Origin of the sequence: Streptomyces sp. NPDC006476 (assembly GCF_040612015.1) — a bacterium.
GTDB lineage: Bacteria > Actinomycetota > Actinomycetes > Streptomycetales > Streptomycetaceae > Streptomyces > Streptomyces griseorubiginosus_B.
On sequence record NZ_JBEXPK010000031.1, the window covers coordinates 24,778 to 41,344 of the forward strand.

Annotated in this window: 17 protein-coding genes; 6 read left to right on the forward strand and 11 right to left on the reverse strand. The window is 70.8% G+C overall.

Annotation, left to right across the window (positions count from 1 at the left end):
* Nucleotide 1: 1 nt before the first annotated feature.
* Nucleotides 2–1,438 (forward strand): benzaldehyde dehydrogenase, encoded by a 1,437-nt coding sequence (locus tag ABZZ74_RS30660; protein ID WP_356770403.1) that lies wholly within the window; start codon nucleotides 2–4, stop codon nucleotides 1,436–1,438.
* 206 nt (nucleotides 1,439–1,644) lie between these two features.
* Here ABZZ74_RS30660 and ABZZ74_RS30665 read toward each other — a convergent pair whose 3' ends face one another.
* Together ABZZ74_RS30665 and trxA are read right to left on the reverse strand one after the other, a co-directional pair.
* Nucleotides 1,645–1,887, reverse strand: coding sequence for a hypothetical protein (locus ABZZ74_RS30665; protein ID WP_356770405.1), 243 nt, complete (start codon nucleotides 1,885–1,887; stop codon nucleotides 1,645–1,647).
* Between the two features lie 170 nt (nucleotides 1,888–2,057).
* Complete coding sequence (gene trxA, locus ABZZ74_RS30670; protein WP_356770407.1) at nucleotides 2,058–2,444, reverse strand: thioredoxin; 387 nt, start codon at nucleotides 2,442–2,444, stop codon at nucleotides 2,058–2,060.
* A 121-nt stretch (nucleotides 2,445–2,565) separates the two neighbouring features.
* Here trxA and ABZZ74_RS30675 point away from each other — a divergent pair, with 121 nt between their 5' ends.
* Nucleotides 2,566–3,999: an NAD(P)/FAD-dependent oxidoreductase gene (locus ABZZ74_RS30675; RefSeq protein ID WP_356770409.1), complete on the forward strand. Its 1,434-nt coding sequence runs from the start codon at nucleotides 2,566–2,568 to the stop codon at nucleotides 3,997–3,999.
* A gap of 28 nt (nucleotides 4,000–4,027) precedes the next feature.
* On the opposite strand, the gene ABZZ74_RS30680 is transcribed toward ABZZ74_RS30675, so the two are convergent.
* The gene (locus ABZZ74_RS30680; protein WP_356770411.1) at nucleotides 4,028–4,672 is read right to left on the reverse strand and encodes a peptide deformylase; all 645 of its coding nucleotides are present in this window, start codon (nucleotides 4,670–4,672) and stop codon (nucleotides 4,028–4,030) included.
* A gap of 146 nt (nucleotides 4,673–4,818) precedes the next feature.
* Here ABZZ74_RS30680 and ABZZ74_RS30685 point away from each other — a divergent pair, with 146 nt between their 5' ends.
* On the forward strand, nucleotides 4,819–6,219 hold the full coding sequence (locus tag ABZZ74_RS30685; protein WP_356770413.1) for a PepSY-associated TM helix domain-containing protein: 1,401 nt from the start codon (nucleotides 4,819–4,821) through the stop codon (nucleotides 6,217–6,219).
* 44 nt (nucleotides 6,220–6,263) lie between these two features.
* Here ABZZ74_RS30685 and ABZZ74_RS30690 read toward each other — a convergent pair whose 3' ends face one another.
* Nucleotides 6,264–6,707 (reverse strand): MarR family transcriptional regulator, encoded by a 444-nt coding sequence (locus ABZZ74_RS30690; protein WP_356770415.1) that lies wholly within the window; start codon nucleotides 6,705–6,707, stop codon nucleotides 6,264–6,266.
* Complete coding sequence (locus tag ABZZ74_RS30695; protein WP_356770417.1) at nucleotides 6,704–7,195, reverse strand: MarR family transcriptional regulator; 492 nt, start codon at nucleotides 7,193–7,195, stop codon at nucleotides 6,704–6,706. Before ABZZ74_RS30695 ends, ABZZ74_RS30690 begins: the two co-directional genes overlap by 4 nt.
* A 75-nt stretch (nucleotides 7,196–7,270) precedes the next feature.
* Between ABZZ74_RS30695 and ABZZ74_RS30700 the strand changes: the two genes are divergently transcribed.
* Nucleotides 7,271–8,236, forward strand: a complete 966-nt coding sequence (locus tag ABZZ74_RS30700) for a pirin family protein (protein WP_356770419.1) — start codon at nucleotides 7,271–7,273, stop codon at nucleotides 8,234–8,236.
* Between the two features lie 790 nt (nucleotides 8,237–9,026).
* Here ABZZ74_RS30700 and ABZZ74_RS30705 read toward each other — a convergent pair.
* From ABZZ74_RS30705 to ABZZ74_RS30725, 5 genes are all read right to left on the reverse strand, one after another.
* Nucleotides 9,027–9,287 (reverse strand): hypothetical protein, encoded by a 261-nt coding sequence (locus tag ABZZ74_RS30705; protein ID WP_356770421.1) that lies wholly within the window; start codon nucleotides 9,285–9,287, stop codon nucleotides 9,027–9,029.
* Between the two features lie 258 nt (nucleotides 9,288–9,545).
* Nucleotides 9,546–9,752: a hypothetical protein gene (locus tag ABZZ74_RS30710; protein ID WP_356770423.1), complete on the reverse strand. Its 207-nt coding sequence runs from the start codon at nucleotides 9,750–9,752 to the stop codon at nucleotides 9,546–9,548.
* Complete coding sequence (locus ABZZ74_RS30715) at nucleotides 9,752–10,360, reverse strand: IS110 family transposase (protein WP_356770425.1); 609 nt, start codon at nucleotides 10,358–10,360, stop codon at nucleotides 9,752–9,754. Before ABZZ74_RS30715 ends, ABZZ74_RS30710 begins: the two co-directional genes overlap by 1 nt.
* A 452-nt stretch (nucleotides 10,361–10,812) precedes the next feature.
* Entirely contained in the window at nucleotides 10,813–11,856 is a 1,044-nt protein-coding gene (locus ABZZ74_RS30720; protein ID WP_356770427.1) for a HAMP domain-containing sensor histidine kinase, read from the reverse strand.
* Nucleotides 11,850–12,578 carry a response regulator transcription factor gene (locus tag ABZZ74_RS30725; RefSeq protein ID WP_356770429.1) on the reverse strand — a complete coding sequence of 243 codons (729 nt, stop codon included), beginning with the start codon at nucleotides 12,576–12,578 and terminating at the stop codon, nucleotides 11,850–11,852. Before ABZZ74_RS30725 ends, ABZZ74_RS30720 begins: the two co-directional genes overlap by 7 nt.
* 192 nt (nucleotides 12,579–12,770) lie before the next feature.
* Here ABZZ74_RS30725 and ABZZ74_RS30730 point away from each other — a divergent pair, with 192 nt between their 5' ends.
* Nucleotides 12,771–15,044, forward strand: coding sequence for an MMPL family transporter (locus tag ABZZ74_RS30730; protein ID WP_356770431.1), 2,274 nt, complete (start codon nucleotides 12,771–12,773; stop codon nucleotides 15,042–15,044).
* Nucleotides 15,045–15,117: 73 nt separating this feature from the next.
* Nucleotides 15,118–15,657, forward strand: a complete 540-nt coding sequence (locus ABZZ74_RS30735; protein ID WP_356770433.1) for an alpha/beta hydrolase fold domain-containing protein — start codon at nucleotides 15,118–15,120, stop codon at nucleotides 15,655–15,657.
* A gap of 291 nt (nucleotides 15,658–15,948) precedes the next feature.
* Here ABZZ74_RS30735 and ABZZ74_RS30740 read toward each other — a convergent pair whose 3' ends face one another.
* Nucleotides 15,949–16,515, reverse strand: a complete 567-nt coding sequence (locus tag ABZZ74_RS30740; RefSeq protein WP_099926988.1) for a VOC family protein — start codon at nucleotides 16,513–16,515, stop codon at nucleotides 15,949–15,951.
* Between the last annotated feature and the right edge of the window lie 52 nt (nucleotides 16,516–16,567).

Here is a 16,567-nt window from a genome sequence, read left to right on the forward strand (position 1 = left end):
CATGCCGTTGCTCGACCCGAAGACCTGGCAGCCCCACCCCTTGTCGGGGCCCGAGTACGCCGTCACGGAGCCCGCCACCGGGGACACGCTCGCCACCGTCACCCTCGCCTCCGCCGAGGACGTGGACAGGGCCGCCGAAGCGGCGCGCGCCGCCCAGACGGAATGGGCCCGTGCCCCGCACTTCGTCCGCGCCGCGGTCCTGCGCAAGGCCGGCGACCTGTTCACCGCTCACGCGGAAGAACTGCGGGAGTGGCTCGTCCGCGAGTCCGGTTCCATCCCCGGCAAGGCCGACTTCGAACTGCACGTCGCCGCCCAGGAGTGCTACGAGGCCGCCGCCCTCGCTTCCCGCCCCGCCGGCCAGGTCCTGCCCTCCGAGGCGCCCCGCCTGTCCTACACCCGGCGCGTCCCGGTGGGCGTGGTGGGTGTGATCTCCCCGTTCAACGCGCCGCTGATCCTGTCCATCCGCTCCGTCGCCCCGGCCCTGGCGCTCGGCAACGCGGTCGTCCTCAAGCCGGACCCGCGCACCGCCGTCTGCGGCGGGCTCTCCCTCGCCGCGGTCCTCGCGGAGGCGGGCCTGCCGGAGAACCTCTTCCACGTCCTGCCGGGCGGCCCGGACGTCGGCCAGGCCCTGGTCGCCGACCCGCGCGTCCCCGTCATCTCCTTCACCGGCTCCACCGCCGCCGGACGCGCCGTCGGCGAGGCCGGCGGACGCCACCTCAAGCGCGTCCACCTGGAACTCGGTGGCAACTCCGCCATGGTCGTCCTGGAGGACGCCGACCTCGATGCCGTGATCTCCACGGCCGCCTGGGGCTCCTTCTTCCACCAGGGCCAGATCTGCATGACGACCGGCCGCCACCTCGTCCACCGCTCCCTGTACGAGGAGTACGTGGAGCGTCTCGCGGCCAAGGCAGACTCGCTCGCCGTCGGAGATCCGCACCGCGAGCAGGTCCACCTCGGGCCGATCATCGACGACGCCCAGCTCACCAAGGTGCACGGGCTCGTCGAGGCCAGCACGGCACGCGGCGCCAAGGTGGCCGCCGGTGGCACCCACGACCGGCTCTTCTACCGGCCCACCGTCATCGCAGGGGTGGACGACCAGAGCCCCGCCTACGCCGAGGAGGTCTTCGGCCCGGTCGCCCCGGTACGGCCCTTCAGCAGCCCCGAGGAGGCGGCGGCCCTCGCCTCGGCCGGCGAGTACGGCCTCTCGCTCGGCATCGTCACCCGTGACACCGCCCGTGGCCTCGACCTCGCCGAGCGCATCCCGACCGGCATCGTCCACATCAACGACCAGACGGTCAACGACGAGGCCGTGGCCCCCTTCGGTGGCGTGGCCGCCTCCGGCACCGGCGCCCGCTTCGGCGGCGAGGCCAACCTGGAGGCGTTCACGGACGTGCGCTGGACGACCGTACGCGGTGATGTGGCGCCGTACCCCTTCTAGGCCTGGGCCCGCGAGGGCGTGTTGCGAAAGCGGCGCCCGCGTGGCCGCCTTTCGGCGACGACGCCGCTTTCGCAACCGGCGCCGGCCGTGCGCTAAGCGCTCCGCTGGAAGTGCCGCGCTGTGCCGTCGGTCGTCCGCGGCGCCGTCGTGGCCGGTCGCGCAGTTCCCCGCGCCCCTTCGGGGGCGCTACCGAACCGCTGCGGACTTCACCATGTCCGCTCAGCCGTGCGCCAGCCGGTGTACGACCGGTAGAGACGCTCGGTCCGCGCCGCCTGCCGGTCGCGGCGTTCGGCGACGGACGCGAGTTCGTCATGGTGCTCGTGGATCGCGGCCCGCTGGTACGCGGACTCCACCGCGAACCAGATGCCCACCAGGTTCGTCCACGTCTTGCACGCGACGTCCGCCTCGGCCTGCGCGATCTCGGCGCGGGTCGCGGCCGGCGCGTCCATCGACGGGACCGAGGCCGCGGGTCGCGCAGCCGGTGACTGTGGGCGCTCATGCACGCCGACCACGCGTGCACGGCCGTCCTGACCCGCGGGTCAATCTGGGACTACGGGGCCTACGCCGCAGGGCGGATCGCTTTCAGGTCAGTCCGCACCGGTGCCGGGCACCGCGTCCGTCACTGCCCGTTCTGCTCGGCCTGCGCCTGCTGTGCGGCCACGGCCTTGCGGACCTCGTCCATGTCCAGCTTGCGTGCCTGCCCGATGACGTCCGCCAGCGCGGCCTCGGGCAGGGCGCCCGGCTGCGCGAACACGGCGACCTGGTCACGCACGATCATCAGCGTGGGGATCGACTGGATGCCGAAGGCCGCGGCCAGCTCCGGCTGCGCCTCCGTGTCGATCTTGCCGAACACCAGGTCCGGGTTGTCCTCGGCCGCCTTCTCGTACACCGGCGCGAACTGACGGCACGGCCCGCACCAGGACGCCCAGAAGTCGATGAGGACGAACTCGTTGTCCGTGACCGTCTGGTCGAAGTTCTCCTTGGTGAGCTCCACGGTGCTGCTCATGACCTGAATTCCCTCTTCCTGCTGTCGGGGCGAAGCCGACGGAACAACACGGCCGGCCCATCACGTATTCCGCGCCCCTACCCGTGTGGCCTCAACGCACACCACCCACCAGACTGACCCCATGACGGAAACGGAAACCAACGCGTACGACGTCGTGGTGCTCGGGGCCGGGCCCGTGGGGGAGAACGTGGCCGACCGCACCCGTGCGGCCGGCCTGTCCACCGCGGTCGTGGAGAGCGAACTGGTCGGCGGCGAGTGCTCGTACTGGGCGTGCATCCCCAGCAAAGCCCTGCTGCGCCCGGCCATCGCCCGCGCCGACGCCCGACGCGTGCCCGGTCTGCGCCAGTCGGTGCAGGGCCCCCTCGACGCGGCCGCGGTCCTCGCGCATCGCAACTACTACACCTCCGACTGGCACGACGACGGCGCGGCGACATGGCTGGACGGCATCGGCGCCGACCTCTACCGCGGCAAGGGCCGGCTGACCGGCCCCCGGACGGTCACCGTCACCGGCTCGGACGGCGCGGAGCGCGTGCTCACCGCCCGGCACGCCGTCGCCGTCTGCACCGGCACCGACGCCGTGCTGCCCGATCTGCCCGGGTTGGCCGAGGTGAGGCCGTGGACCAGCAGAAACGCCACCAGCGCGCAGGAGGTCCCGGGCCGTCTCGTGGTGGTCGGCGGGGGAGTGGTGGCCACCGAGATGGCCACCGCCTATCAGGCGCTCGGCTCGAAGGTCACCCTCCTGGTGCGCGGCAAGGGCCTGCTGCCCCGGATGGAACCCTTCGCCGGGGAGCTGGTCGAGGAGGCGCTGGCGGAGGCCGGCGCGGACGTGCGGACGGGTACGTCGGTGGAGTCGGTCACGCGGGAGAACGGCACGGTCGTCGTCATGACCGGCCAGGGCGACCGCATCGAGGCCGACGAGATCCTCTTCGCCACCGGCCGCAAGCCGCGCACCGCCGACATCGGCCTGGAGACGGTCGGCCTGGAGCCGGGCGGCTGGCTGCCGGTCGACGACAGCATGCTGGTGTCGGGCAGCACCTGGCTGTACGCGGTCGGCGACGTCAACCACCGCGCGCTCCTCACCCACCAGGGCAAGTACCAGGCGCGCATCGCCGGTGCCGCCATCGCCGCCCGCGCCTCCGGCGTGCCGATCCTGGAGACGGACCCCTGGGGCGCGCACGCGGCCACCGCCGACCATCACGCGGTTCCCCAGGTCGTCTTCACCGACCCGGAGGCGGCGGCCGTCGGTCTGTCCCTCGCGGAGGCCGAGCAGGCCGGTCACCGCGTGCGTGCCGTGGACGTCGAGATGTCCTCCGCGTCCGGCGCGGGCCTGTACGCCGACGGCTACCGGGGCCGCGCTCGCATGGTCGTCGACCTGAACGAGGAGATCCTGCGCGGCGTCACCTTCGTCGGCCCCGGCGTCGGTGAACTCATCCACTCGGCGACGGTCGCGGTCGCGGGCCGGGTGCCGATCAGCCGGCTGTGGCACGCCGTTCCGTCGTTCCCGACGATCAGCGAGGTGTGGCTGCGGCTGCTGGAGGCGTACCGGGACAACTGACGACGCTCGCGCCCGGAAGCCTTGCGGCCTACGGGAGTTCGAAGCCCAGCGCCTCCGCGGCCTCCTGCGGTGTGGGCCGCGTCCAGCGCTGGGCCATCGCCTCGTTCGAGGACAGCGACCGCAGCTCCGCCCGGTCGAGGTAGAGCGTGCCGTCCAGGTGGTCCGTCTCGTGCTGCACGATCCGCGCGGGCCAGCCGCTGAACACCTCGTCCACCGGCCGCCCGTGCTCGTCCTCGCCCGTCAGCCGCACCTCGGCGGCCCGGGCCACCACGGCCTGCCAGCCCGGCACGCTCAGACAGCCCTCGAAGAAGGCGGCGCGGGCGGCGCCGAGGGGCTCGTACGACGGATTGACCAGGACCCGGAACGGCTGCGGCACCCGCCCCCGCGCCACCCGTACCTCCTCCGGCACCGGCGCCGGGTCCTCGATCACCGCGATCCGCAGCGCCACGCCGACCTGCGGCGCGGCCAGGCCCACGCCCGGCGCCGCGTGCATGGTGACGCGCAGGGCCTCGACGAAGCGGGCCAGCAGGGCGGAGTCGAGCTGTCCGTCGAAGCGCTCGGTGCCGCGCCGCAGGACGGGATCACCGGCCGTGACGATGGGCAGCGGGCCGTCGGTGGCGAGGAGTTCCTCGACCTGCTCGGCAAGTGACGGGTGGTTACGGGGAGTTGCCATGCCGTCAGCATGCCATGAACGGTCGGGGACGGTCGTAGTGCCGTGTGACGTACGCCACTTGGGCCCCCGGGAACTCGGCGTCCGCCTCCCCCGACTACTGGACCGCCACAGCACCACACCATCCCGTCCCCCGGAGAAGCCCGCCGATGTCCACCGCTCCCTCGCCGACCAAGGACGAGGCCCCGAAAGCCGAACCAACCCCCACGGCCTCCCCGGGCCCGTGGGCCTCCCTGCGGCCCCTCGTCCTGCGGCTGCACTTCTACGCCGGAGTGCTCGTCGCCCCCTTCCTGCTTGTCGCCGCCGTCACCGGTTTCCTCTATGCCGGCGCCTTCCAGGCCGAGAAGCTCGTGTACGCCCACGAGATGACCGTCGCCGAGGTCGGTGACACCAAGCTGCCGGTCTCCGAGCAGGTCAGCGCCGCCCGCAAGGCCCATCCCGAGGGCACCGTCTCCGCGGTACGGCCCTCCCCGGAGGCGGACGCCACCACCCGGGTGCTGCTGTCCGGCGTGAAGGGCGTGGATCCCGACCACACCCTCGCCGTCTTCGTCGACCCGTACACCGCGAAGGTGCGCGGGGCCCTCGAACAGTACGGCTCGACCGGCGCGTTGCCACTGCGGACCTGGATCGACGAGTTCCACCGGGACCTGCACCTCGGCGACACGGGCCGCCTCTACAGCGAGTTCGCCGCCAGCTGGCTGTGGGTGATCGCGGGTAGCGGCCTGGTGCTGTGGTTCTCCCGCCGCCGCGCCCTGCGCAAGGTCCGCGGTACCAACGGCCGGCGCCGCACGCTCGGCCTGCACGGCACCGTCGGCGTCTGGACCGCCGCCGGCTTCCTCTTCCTGTCGGCGACAGGACTGACCTGGTCGACGTACGCCGGCGCCAACATCGACGAACTGCGCACCTCGCTCGGCCAGGCCACCCCGTCCGTCTCGGCCACGGCGGGCGGCGACCACGCGGGCCACGGCGCCGCCGCCTCCGCGGGCGGGGGCGAGCACGGGGTCGGGCTCGACAAGGTCCTGTCCGCGGCCCGTGCCGAGGGTCTGACCGATCCGGTGGAGATCGTCCCGCCCGCCGACACCGGCTCCGCGTACGTGGTGCGGCAGATCCAGCGCAGCTGGCCCGAGAAGCAGGACTCCGTGGCGGTCGACCCGGCCACCGGCGAGGTCACCGACGTGCTGCGGTTCGCCGACTACCCGCTGCTCGCGAAGCTGACCCGCTGGGGCATCGACCTGCACACCGGGATCCTGTTCGGCCTGGTCAACCAGATCGCCCTGATGGCCCTGGCGCTCGCCCTGGTCCTGCTGATCGTCTGGGGCTACCGCATGTGGTGGCAGCGCGGCCGTGGTTCCTCCTTCGGCCGGCCGATCCCACGCGGCGCCTGGCAGCAGGTGCCCCCGCAGATCGTCGTCCCGTGCGTCGCCGTGATCGCCGTACTCGGCTATTTCGTCCCGCTCCTCGGTATCCCCCTGGCGGCCTTCGTCGTCGCGGACGTTCTCTACGGCGAGATAGCGCACCGGCGCGGCCGCGCCTCGGCGGGCCCTACGTAGAACACGACCGGGCCCGGCTCCTCGGGGAGCCGGGCCCGAGGTGTTCAGGCGGCCAGCGCGGCGAGTTCGGCGTCGGCCCGCTCGGTGACGGTCGCCAGGACGCGACCGGCCGCCGCGAGGTCCTCGGCCGGGATGCCGCCCCAGATCCGGGCGCTGATCTCCCCGGTCTCGGCGCTCACCCGGGTGTAGAAGTCGCGTCCGGCATCCGTGACGCGCACGTCGGACCCGTCCACGGTGACCAGGCCCTTGGCGCCCAGTTCCGCGATGACGCCCCGCGCCTCGGCGGCCTCGACCTTGAGGGAGCCGACGACCTGGGCCACGAGGGCCTCGTGCTCGACCGGCTGCCCGGCGACGACGACGAGCCGGAGGGTGATCTGCTGCTGGAAGGTGGCGCCGTGCCGGTCCAGGACGTTCTCCAGGACGGCGCGGGCGGCGTAGTGCGCCAGGCCCAGGGCCCGGGCATCGGCGACGGGTTCGGTGGTGGTCATGACTGCTCCTTCTCGTTCTGGTCGTTCTCGCTGAACGGATCAAGAGGTGCGTCGAGCAGGGCCACGAGGTCGCGGGTGAACTCCTGGGCACGCGGCGCGTCGAGGCCGCCGAGCGGCGCCAGGAACTGCCGCAGCAGACCCTGTACGACCGTGATGGCGCGCCCGGTGACCTCGCGCCCCTGGTCGGTGAGGGCCAACTGCACCGCGCGCGGGTCCCGGGGGTCGCGGGTGCGTTCCACGAGTCCGGCCGACTCCAGGCTGCGGGCCAGCTTGGAGACGTACAGCGGCTCCAGGCCGGTGTGGTCGGCCAGCCGGCGCTGGCTGGGGCGTTCGCCGGTGCGCTGCATGCCGTACAGCGAGGCGACCAGCGAGTACTGGGCGTGGGTGAGGCCCAGCGGGACCATCGCCCGGTCGACGGCGACCCGCCATTTCATCGACAGACGCCACACCAGGAACCCGGGCGTCGCGTTCTCGTAACCGCTGCTCATGAGAGATACCGTACATGGCTACTATGTCCATGGCTACTATTTTGCTGGGGCGGCTACGGGACTAGGTTGTGCGCCATGAGCAATCTTGATCGCGAGGCGGTTCCCGCGCTGTGCGGCGGCCGTGGCTTCGTCGTGGCGGAGCCGGTGCGCGAACTCCTCAGTCCTCGCCGGGTCCCGCTCGGCGAGTCGACCGAAGTCCGCCGGCTGCTGCCCAACCTGGGCCGCCGCATGGTCGGCGCCTGGTGCTTCGTCGATCACTACGGCCCCGACGACATCGCCGACGAACCCGGCATGCAGGTCCCGCCGCACCCCCACATGGGCCTGCAGACGGTCAGCTGGCTGCACGAGGGCGAGGTACTGCACCGCGACTCGACCGGCAGCCTCCAGACCATCCGCCCCCGCGAGCTCGGCCTCATGACCTCGGGCCGGGCCATCAGCCACTCCGAGGAGAGCCCCCGCCCGCACGCCCGCTTCCTGCACGGCGCGCAGCTGTGGGTCGCCCTCCCGGACGGCCACCGCCACACCGACCCGCGCTTCGAGCACCACGCCGAACTCCCACGCGTCACCGCGCCCGGGCTCACGGCCACCCTCATCCTCGGCGACCTGGACGGCGCGACCTCGCCCGGCACGACGTACACCCCGATCGTCGGCGCCGACCTGGCACTGACCCGCGGCGCTGAGGTACGCCTCCCGCTGGAGCCGGACTTCGAGTACGCCGTGCTGTCCATGTCCGGCGAGGCCCATGTCGACGGCGTGCCGGTGCTGCCGGGCTCGATGCTCTACCTCGGCTGCGGCCGCACCGAACTCCCCCTGCGCGCCGAGTCGGACGCGGGCCTGATGCTCCTGGGCGGCGAGCCGTTCGAGGAGGAGCTCGTGATGTTCTGGAACTGGATCGGACGGTCCCAGGAAGAGATCGAGCAGGCGCGCCGGGATTGGATGGAAGGCACCCGGTTCGGCGAGGTGAAGGGCTACGACGGGGCGCCACTGCCCGCACCGGAGCTGCCGCCGGTCCCGTTGAAGCCGCGGGGAAGGGTGCGCTGACCTGCGGAAACGCGTCACCGTTGGTGGTCGCAGGGCGGAAGACGGTCGGGTAATTCTCACTGTCTTCCACCTGCTTGCCGGAAGGCGTCCAAACAGCCGGCTGGCTTAGGCCGGTGCGGTTGGCGATTCCACGGTGTGGCTGTCTGTGGGCGGCTGTGGCAGGACTCTTGCTGACCTAATGCTGACTTTGCTGACGCATCGTCAGGCTCGGGGGAGGGGGTCTTTTCCGAGGTCCGGCGCTTGCGTAGGCGTTTGCAGGTTCGGTGGTGTCCGGACCGATGCTGACCTGGCTGGCGGTCGAGTCGGGCGTTGCGGAGGGATGGCGTTGCTCACACTGCTGTCTTGTGGAGATTCCATAAGATTCCGATATCACCGCTGTCTTTCGGTAGCGCCGCTTGCGTCCGATCCGAAAGGTGCTGCGCCGGAGAGTGGCTAGCAGGTTCTTCGTCTGCTGGCGGTACAGGAGCTGAATCCGCGCTGACTTGGCAAAACGGTAGTTGGCGCAGCCTTCGGTCGGGGGCTGGTCCGGAAATGGTCCGGATCTTGCTCTGGCGGCGCCGGTTCGGGTCATGCTGCGGCTGCAGGGCGAGCGATTGGGGGCCAGCGGGACTGGACAGAGCAGATGGTCGGCTGCCCGGACGCTGGACTCTTCCGGACTCATGGGACGACGTCGGCGCCATCGGTGTCCCGTCTGCTCTTCTTCAGTTCGCTTCCAGTCGCATGACGGCATCTCTGGTGACGATCGGCGCGGATGTCCCCTCGGACAGGATGTTCAGCAGATCTGGGCGGATCACGACGGCGCAGCCGCTCGTCCGTGGCCAGGGCAGGCGGTAGGCGCTCCGCTCGTGCGGTGGAGAGGCTTGAGCAGCAACAGCGAGGGCTCGTCGCTGCCCACGCAGCACATGACGCTCTGCGTGTACGCGCCGCCACCCTCCCCTCCGGCCACCCGGTGCTTCTCCACGAGGCCTAGGACCGTGTTGTAGAACGTGGATTCGGTCTCCAGGTCGTCCACCAGAATCTTGGTGAACGCGAAACGAGGGTCATCGGCCACGGTGTCTCCAGGAACGCGGTGGATTGCGACGCCGGTAGAGCGGACCGCTCGGCCTGCGGTGCGATCCCGGCACATGGGCAGTACAGCGGTTCGGGGGTCCTGGCGGAGCAGGTGTTCCAGTGAGCGGGAGACAGCGCCTGCTGCTCCCCTGTGAGCAGCACGGGTTCGGTTGCGCGGGGGTCCTGTCCGCGGGATGGCCGAGGCCGCGCAGGCCGGATGCGGGGGTTCGGAGTCGGCGATCCCGGCTCCCGCGATACCTCACTCCGCCTCACCGGCCTGACTGGGCGCGGTGAACTGCTCTTCCAGGTCGGCGAGAAACTTGTCACCTCCTGGGTGCACGGCGGCGATGCTGCGGATGCTCGCGTCCCCGGGTATCGCGTCTGGCTGGACGATGTAGCCAGCGGCCTCCGGCATGTACCGGATCAGCGTCTCGGTGAAGATCCGCCGCGCGTCCGGACGGTCCATCAGCTCGGCGAGTGGCGTGTCCGCTGTGATCGGGGCAGCCACCTCGGCTGCGGCCGACAGCACGCCAGCGCTGGGAAGATCTCCAGGAGTTGCTCGCGCAGCGGGTTGATCTGCCGGGTGCGGTCGTTGACGAGATCGAGGCGACGGCCCGTGAGGATGCGCAGATCGACGGCGACCTCGTCGCCAGGCCGCAGCAGCCCGAGGTCCTGGCGCACGCGGGCCTGGTCGGCGATGACGTGGGCGTCCTTGGCATCGGTCTTGCTCTGACCGCGGTAGCCGGCCGAGGCGCGGTGAACGGCCAGACCGGTGAGGTAGACCATCGGCTGTCCGCGGTCGAGGAGGAGCCCGATGAGTAAAGCCGCACTGCCGTGGTTGATGTCCACCGTCCAGCACCTCGCCCGGGTCAGCCAGGACGAGTACATCCCGGATGAGTTCCAGCAGCTCGGCCTCGTCGTTGCCGACACGTCGCGACAGCATCCGTTCACCATGGGGTCGAGTGCCACACAGTGATGATGCTCCTTGCCGATGTCGACCCCGGCCCAGATCCTCAACAGGGCCGCCTCCGTCAGCTGTTTATTCTGCGGTCCCGCGGACGGCCTCGTCGACATTGTCCTACACAGCGATCAAGTCGCTTATCCCAATGAGCGGTTGTGACCGTCACGGGCTCCGGGCAGCCAAGTCTTTTCAGCCATCGAGTGGCGACAAGCTGACTGCCATACCCGGAGTCCTCGAGTCCACCGATCCTACGAATGACCGGCGTGGACCCGTGCCGAAACGGTAGGACAAGCTCACACGCCATCTGCTGACCAATAACGCTGAGTGCGCAGCCTGAGGACCGCGCTCACGCCTTTCCGCGACCGCCTCCCACTACCCAAGGGATCCGGCCTGACCACCACTGAGACACCACCCGCACCGCCATCACCCTGCCTGCCCTTTGACCACGCCCGCGTGGGGTGTCCGTCCTGGTCGCGCAATCAGGCGCTTTACGGATCGCCGCGGCGTGGCTGGCAGGGGGAGAACCAGGTGCTCCACCCAGTCCCTCGCGTCCGTTCGGTGAACCTCAAGCCGCCCGTCCGGGGAGGATCACCTCGACGCGGGTGCCGCGGCCGGGCGCGCTGTCCAGTCGTACTCGGCCGCCGTGCAGTTCCGCGATGGCGGCGACGATGGGCAGTCCGAGCCCGCTGCCTCCGCTCGCGCGGCTTCGCCCCCTGTCAGCACGGTAGAAGCGGTCGAAGACGTGGGCCACGGCGTGGTCGGGAATGCCGGGTCCCTCGTCCTCGACGCGCAGGAGCACATCGCTCCCGGCCCTCACCAGATCGACGTGGCAGGGGGTGCCTGGGCCGGAGTGCATGCGGACGTTGCCGAGAAGGTTGCCGAGCAGGCCGCGCAACTGTGCCTCGTCGCCCAGGACGGTCACTCCGGGCTCGATGCGTGAGTGCAGCGGGCGTGCCGGTTCGACGGCAGTGGCGTCGCGGCAGGAATCGGCCACGACGCGCGAGAGGTCGACCTGTTCGACTTCGGTGTCGTCCTGCTCGTCGAAGCGGGCCAGCATCAGCATTGATTCGACCAGTCGTGTCATCCGGTGGATTTCGGAGAGCATGCGGGCGACGGCGTCGTCGACCGCTGCCGTGTCCGGGAGCGCGCCCTGCTGGTAGAGCTCGGCGTACCCGCGCAGCGACTGGAGCGGGGTGCGCAGTTCGTGCGAGGCATCCGCCACGAACTGGCGCATGCGGTCCTCGGACTGCTCGCGGGCCGCGAGGGAGGCCTGGATCTGCCCGAGCATGCGGTTCAGCGCGTCGGTGAGGCGGCCGACCTCGGTGGTCGGGGCGTCGTCGGCCGCGACCATCCGTCGGCCGAAGTCGCCCGTGGCGATGGCATCGGCGGTGTCCGCAGCCTGTTCCAGAGGGCGCAGCTCCCGTCGGACCACCGCGGTGCTGACCAGCGCCACTCCGGCCAGGCCGGCCAGCTCGACGATCACGATGACGGCCGGATCCCCGCTGAGGATCCACGTGAGTGCGGTTGCCGCCATCGCGCAGGCGCACAGGGCGGTGACCAGCACGCTGAGCCGGGTGCGCAGGGGGCGGTGGGTGGCCCGGCTCAGCATCGGGGCTCCCCGATCCCGTAGCCGACGCCACGCTGGGTGTGGATGAGTGGCGGGCCCAGGGCGTCCAGCTTGCGGCGCAGATAACTGATGTAGGTGGCCACCACGGTGTCGTCGCCGTTGAAGTCGTACGACCAGACGTGCTCCAGCAGCCGGGCGCGCGGCACGACCTGGCCGCTGTGCAGCATGAGATAGCGCAGGAGGCGGAACTCGGTAGGGGAGAGGTCCACCGGGCTTCCGGCGCGGCGGACGGTGTGGGTGTCGGGGTCGAGTTCGAGGTCGCAGACGCGCAGGACGCGGTCCGGGCGCTCGTGGCGGCGGGTTCGGCGCAGGACGGCTCCGACGCGGGCGGCGACCTCGTCGAGACCGAAGGGCTTGGTGATGTAGTCGTCGCCGCCCTCGCTCAGACCGCGGACCAGGTCCCTGCGGGTGTCGCGCGCGGTCAGGAAGACGACGGCGTGCGGCAGGCCGTCCGAGCGCAGCCTGCGCATCACCTCGAAACCGTCGCCGTCCGGGAGCATCACGTCCAGCAGGATGAGTTCGGGAAGGAACTCGCGCGCCGCGATCAGGGCGTCCTTGGCCGTGGTGGCCGCACGGACCTCGTATCCGATGAATCGCAGAAAGCGGCCGACCGTGTCGAGGATCGCGGGTTCGTCGTCGACCACCAGCAGTCGACCGAGCGGCTTGGGTGCCGTGGCGTCGGTCCTGGCGGGCTGATCGGACATGCGGACCCTCTTCTGTTCGCTGCTTCTCGGCGACTCCATTCGATCATTTCGCGGCCACGTGGACGTGTTCCATGGGAGTTGTGTGTGAAGAGCGGCCGCCGGAGGCTCCTTCGGCAGGAAGGGCCGCACGGTGTTCCTAGCGTGGATCACGCAGGTGTCGCCTGTCCTCGCTAGGTATCCGGGAGTTTTCGCGTGTCCACGCTCTTGTACCGCCTGGGCCGTTTCGCCTACCGGCGCAAATGGTCCGTCATCGGCGCTTGGTCCGTGCTGTTGCTGGTGGCGGTCGTTGCCGCACTGGGGCTGATGAAGCCGTTCGCCTCGGCCACGACCATTCCGGGCACCGAGGCCCAGCGCACGCTCGACGTCGTGCGGGAGGAATTCCCCACTGACGACGCCCACATCACCGGGAAGATCGTCTTCCGGGCGCGGAGTGGGGCGACAGTGAGCGCCGGGGAGGCTGGAGCGGCCGTCCGTCGAAGCGTCGAAGCGGTCGCCGACGTACGAGGCGTGACGTCGGCCGCCGCTCCGTCAGCGAAGGCCGGAACCGTGTCCGCCGACGGCAGGACGGGCATCGCCGAGTTGGTCTTCTCCACCAAGAAGGGCGCAACGCTGCCGACGACCACGAAGGGCGCCGTCGAGGAGGCCGCCGCCGACGCACGTCGGGCGGGGCTGACCGTGGAACTCGGCGGTGACGCGTTCTCCCAGGTCAAGGTCGAGGTGCTGGGGCCCGGGGAAGCGGTCGGCGTGCTGATCGCCCTGGGCGTGCTGGTCTTCGTCTTCCGATCCCTGCGCGCCGCGGTCATCCCGGTGGCCACGGCGCTGGTCGGGGTCGCCGTAGGCGTCCTCGCACTGCTGTCCTTGACCAGCGTCGTCACGATGGACAGCACCTCGGCCATCCTCGCCGTGATGCTTGGCCTCGCGGTCGGCATCGACTACGCCCTTTTCATCGTCTCCCGCCACCAGACCCAGGTCAGGGAGGGCATGGACCCCGAGGAGTCGGCCGGCCTCGCGAACGGCACGGCCGGCGGCGCGGTGGTGTTCGCCGGCGCCACGGTCGTGATCGCGCTGGCCGCTCTGTCCGTGGTGAACATTCCGTTCCTCACCGTGATGGGGCTGGGAGCCGCCGCGACGGTGGTGGTCTCCGTACTGGTCGCTGTCACCCTTCTCCCCGCCGTGCTCGGTCTGATGGGTACCCGTATCGCCACCAGCACCGTCCCGGTGCTGCGCCGCTCCACGGAGCGTGCCGCACGCCGTACGGAGCGAAACGGCGCGGGGCGGCGTTGGGCGACCCTCGTGTCACGGCGCCGGTGGACCGTGCTCGTCGTGTCCCTTCTGGGCCTGGGAGTCCTTGCCGTCCCGGCGGCCGACCTGCAGCTCGGCCTCGGCGGTACCCAGGACCCCGACACCTCCGCGGCGCGCGCGCAGCGACTCGTCGACGACGGCTTCGGTCCCGGCTACAGCGGCACCCTGGTCGTTCTGGTCCAGGGCGCCACCAGGACCGTGGTCGCCACTGCCGAGGAATTCTCCTCGACGGTCCGGGACCTGCCCGGCGTCCGCGCCGTGTCTCCGGTGGTGACCGCGGCATCCGGCGACGCCGCCATGATCAGCGTCACGCCGTCGAGCGGGCCGGAGACGGAGGCCACCAAGGGGGTTCTCGCCGAAATCCGGCACGCGCGCGACGCTGTCGAGGAGCGCACGGACACGGACATCGCGGTCACCGGCACGACCGCCGTCAACATCGACGTGGCGGACAAGCTCTCGGCGGCCCTGCCCGTCTACTGCCTGCTGGTCATGAGCCTGGCGCTACTGCTGCTGGTTGTCGTCTTCCGCGCGATCGCCGTACCGGTGAAGGCTGCCGTCGGCTTCCTGCTCTCGCTGGGGGCTTCGCTCGGCGCACTGGTCGCCGTCTTCCAGTGGGGATGGCTCTCCGGGCTCCTCGGTATCAAGGACACCGGCCCGGTGCTGAGTTTCCTGCCGATGCTGCTCGTCGGCATCCTCTTCGGCCTGGCGATGGACTACGAGGTCTTCCTCGTCTCCCGGATGCGCGAGGAGCACGCCCACGGCCGGCCGCCCGCCGAGGCCATGATCCGGGGGTTCGACCACGGTTCGAAGGTCGTGACCGCGGCCGCCCTGATCATGATCGCCGTCTTCGGGTCCTTCGTCTTCGCCGATATGCAGGTCATCAAGGGCATGGGATTCGCCCTCGGGATCGGTGTGCTCCTGGACGCGTTCGTCGTCCGTATGACGCTTGTGCCGGCGGTGATGGCGATCCTTGGGGGCAGAGCCTGGTGGCTGCCGCGCTTCCTGCAGCGGGCCCTGCCGGACGTGGACATCGAGGGGGAGAGGCTGGCCCGCCGGACGACTCACCCGGCCTCGGCGCCCGGCGCGCCGCCACGGCAGACGGATGGCGCCCGGGTCGCGGTGGGCACCGGGGGAGGCGAGGCGGGCCAGACGAAAGCCTACTGATATCCGGGATTAGGGGATGGGTCACCTCGGACGATGTTGTGCGCGCCCTCTGGACGCGGCCCCGGACGACATCGTGATCCCCTACATCCACGGAGGCGGCTTCCGCTCCGGGCTGGCCGGAGGATTATGCGGCCTCGCGGCCCAGCTGGCACTGGCGACGAAGGTGCGCGTGCTGCTGCCCGAGTACCGGCTGGCTCCGGAGGACCCGTTTCCCGCAGGGCTCGACGACTGCCTGACGGCATTCGACCATGCCGCCTCGCTCGTGCCGGGGGGCGCCAACCTCGCGTTGGCGGTTCTGCTGTGCCGTTCGGCCGCGATCGGTGATCGCCTCAGCGTTAGCCGTCCGGTCACCGCACACTGGCGGCATCCACCGGAACGATCTGTCCTGGGAGGCGTAGCAGATTGCGGCCGGATGGTGGATGCAGGGCCTGGTCACGCTATCGTCCTGGCCCGGGACCGGGGCGGCTGGACGAGCTTCCGTGACCCCGGGAAGCCGACCGTCGAGAACGAGCTCGCCCGATACGGGACACCTGTTCTCGGGCCCTTCCCCGCCAACCGGTCAATCGTTCACGGCCCCGGGCTTGAAGGATCTCGGCAAGGTCGGCAGCCGTAAGCACGCCAGCGACGCGCTCCCCGGTATGCACCCTCTGACCATCGCCGTGGTGGAGCTGATCGAACGGCTCGACCCCGTCGGCCCACTGGGTCGGCCTGTCCCTGGGCGGCCTCGTCGGCCGGCGGATCCTCGCTATGAGGACCCGGCGAAGGCCTTGATGTTCGGGCCCGCCTCGTCGCCTGTCTGGCGGGCGGTACGCGGTGTCGCCGCTGAGTGCCCGGGGGCCGCCCGTACCCACCCGCGCGGGACACAGGGATGGGAGGTGGAGGATACGGGCGGCGGCACTGGGGCTCAGCGGTAGGTGTTGTTGCTGACGTGGTCACCTTCGAGCCACGACTTGAGTTCGGCGTGCGCGGTCCGTCGGCGCTCCTCGTCGGAGGCCTCGATGCCGGGGGCGTCCAGGGTGAACTCGAGGAGGAGGCCGTTCGGGTCGCTGGTGTACAGGGAACGGCAGTACCCGTGCTCCAGGACGTAGGTCTCCTCGGGCTTCCAGCCGGCGTCCTCGAGCCGCTGGGCGAGGGCGTTCTGGACCTCCTCGGTGACCTTGAGCGCGATGTGCTGGAACGGCGAGTGCGGCATCCTCGGGCCGAACTGCTCCTGGTCGGCCGGGTCGACGAACTGGAAGAAGGCCAGCGCGCTGCCGTCCCCGAGACCGTAGAAGGTGTGGCAGTACGTCCGCACGGCGCCGAAGAGCTCGTCGGACTCCTTCCACGTCGCCACCAGCGGCAGGCCGATGATGTCCTCGTAGAACGCCCGGGTCGCTTCCTGGTCCCGCGTGACGTAGGCATTGTGGTGAAGTCGCGTCGGCAGGGAGCCGACGGCCGTGCTGTTGGCGGCTTCGGGCAGGGACTGGGTCATCGTTGACTCTCCTTCGTCATCTTCCGCTCACCGAGACGGAGACTTCTTCGGA